General features: G+C 75.2%; 1 protein-coding gene and 1 pseudogene. Both read left to right on the forward strand.

Annotated features, from left to right (window positions below; genetic code table 11):
* Nucleotides 1–684: pseudogene (locus EAD98_RS30990) on the forward strand (hypothetical protein); the annotation flags it as partial.
* Nucleotides 685–861: 177 nt separating this feature from the next.
* On the forward strand, nt 862–1,651 hold a 790-nt coding region (locus tag EAD98_RS20480; protein ID WP_233583905.1), incomplete at its 3' end, for a serine/threonine-protein kinase.

Raw genomic sequence — 1,651 nt, forward strand, 5'->3', positions numbered from 1 at the left:
GGCGTCGGCGCCGCGCTGGCCGTCACCGACGACGAGCCGGCGGACACCGCCGGGCCGTCCACCAGCACGCCGCCGCCCGACCGTCCACCCGACGGCGGCGGCCCGGGCGGACCGTTCGACCGCGACCGCGACCGGCGGGTCCCGCCCAGGGGCGGAGGCGCCGTTCCCCCGCCACCGTTTCCCTGTGTCCGCCCGGATGCCGTCGGTGCGCCGGTGCCGGCCGCGTCGGCACCTCGCGGCGAACGGTTCCGACCGCCGCCCGGCTGGGTCTGGCACGCCGACACCAGCGGCTTCCGGGTCTCCGTGCCCGCGACCTGGCATTACTCGCGCGACGGCGCGGTGGCCTGCTTCCAGGACCCGGCGACCGGCCGGACGTTCAGCGTCGCCGAGGGCGGCGCCACCGATCCGCTGGCCCGGCTGAAGGCGCTCCGCGACGCCGCGGCCAGAGCCGGGGCACTACCGGGGTACGACGAGGTCCGGCTCGCCGCGGGCGGCGGCGGGGCGGAGTGGGAGTCCCGGTGGTCGGCGCCCCACGACGTCCGGCTGCACGCCCGACAACAGGTCGCCGGCACACCCGTCGGGAGCGCCCGCTGGACGCTGGGCTGGATCACCGACGACCGGGACTGGGCGGCAGCCGCCGCCGACTGGACGACGGTGCGAACAAGTTTCCGACCACCCCCCTGACCTGCACGTCAGGTCCGACTCGGACCGCCGTCCGGCGTGGATCGAGGCCACTCAGTGGATGAGGAAAGCCGTACCGGTGGCTATCGTGTAACACGGGGTGACCGAGGGGGAGCGACTGTGCAGCAGTTGCTGATCGCGGGTCGGTACCGGCTGCTCGACCTGGTCGGCACCGGCGGCATGGGCCGGGTGTGGCTGGCCCGCGACGAGATGTTGCACCGTGACGTCGCGGTGAAGGAGGTCGTGCCACCGTCCTGGCTGGCTGAGACCGAGCGAGCCGAGCTGCGACTGCGGACGCTGCGTGAAGCGCGTACGGCGGCCCGGCTCAACCACTCCAACGTGGTCCGCATCTACGACGTGGTGCACGACCGGGACAGCCCCTGGATCGTGATGGAGTACGTGCCGTCCCGGTCGGTGCAGCAGATCATCGGCGCGGAGGGGCCGCTGAGCCCGCAGCGCACCGCCCGGATCGGGCTGGCCGTGCTCGCCGCGCTGCGGGCCGCGCACACCGCGGGTGTGCTCCACCGTGACGTGAAGCCGCACAACGTGCTGGTCGCCGACGACGGTCGGGTGGTGCTCACCGACTTCGGGCTGGCCACGTTCGACGGTGGCGACGGGGCGATGACCGGGCCGGGCACCGTGCTCGGCTCGCCGCAGTTCGTCGCCCCGGAACGCGCCCGCGAAGGGGTGTCGAACCCCCGCACCGACCTGTGGTCGCTGGGCGCGACGCTCTACGCGATGGTGGAGGGGCGTTCGCCGTACGCCCGCTCCAGCGCGATGGCGACGCTCAGCGCCCTGGCCACCGAACCGCCGGACCCGATGCGCCGGGCCGGGCCGTTGCGCCCCGTGCTCAACGGACTGTTGCAGCGCGACCCCTGGCGGCGGTTGACCGCCGCCGAGGCGGAGCCGCTGCTGCGGAGCGCGGCGGCCGGCGGTGACCAGCCCACCTGGCCGGCCCGCTCCGCGGCGG

The sequence above is a fragment of the Micromonospora sp. CV4 genome, assembly GCF_003667455.1.
GTDB lineage: Bacteria > Actinomycetota > Actinomycetes > Mycobacteriales > Micromonosporaceae > Micromonospora.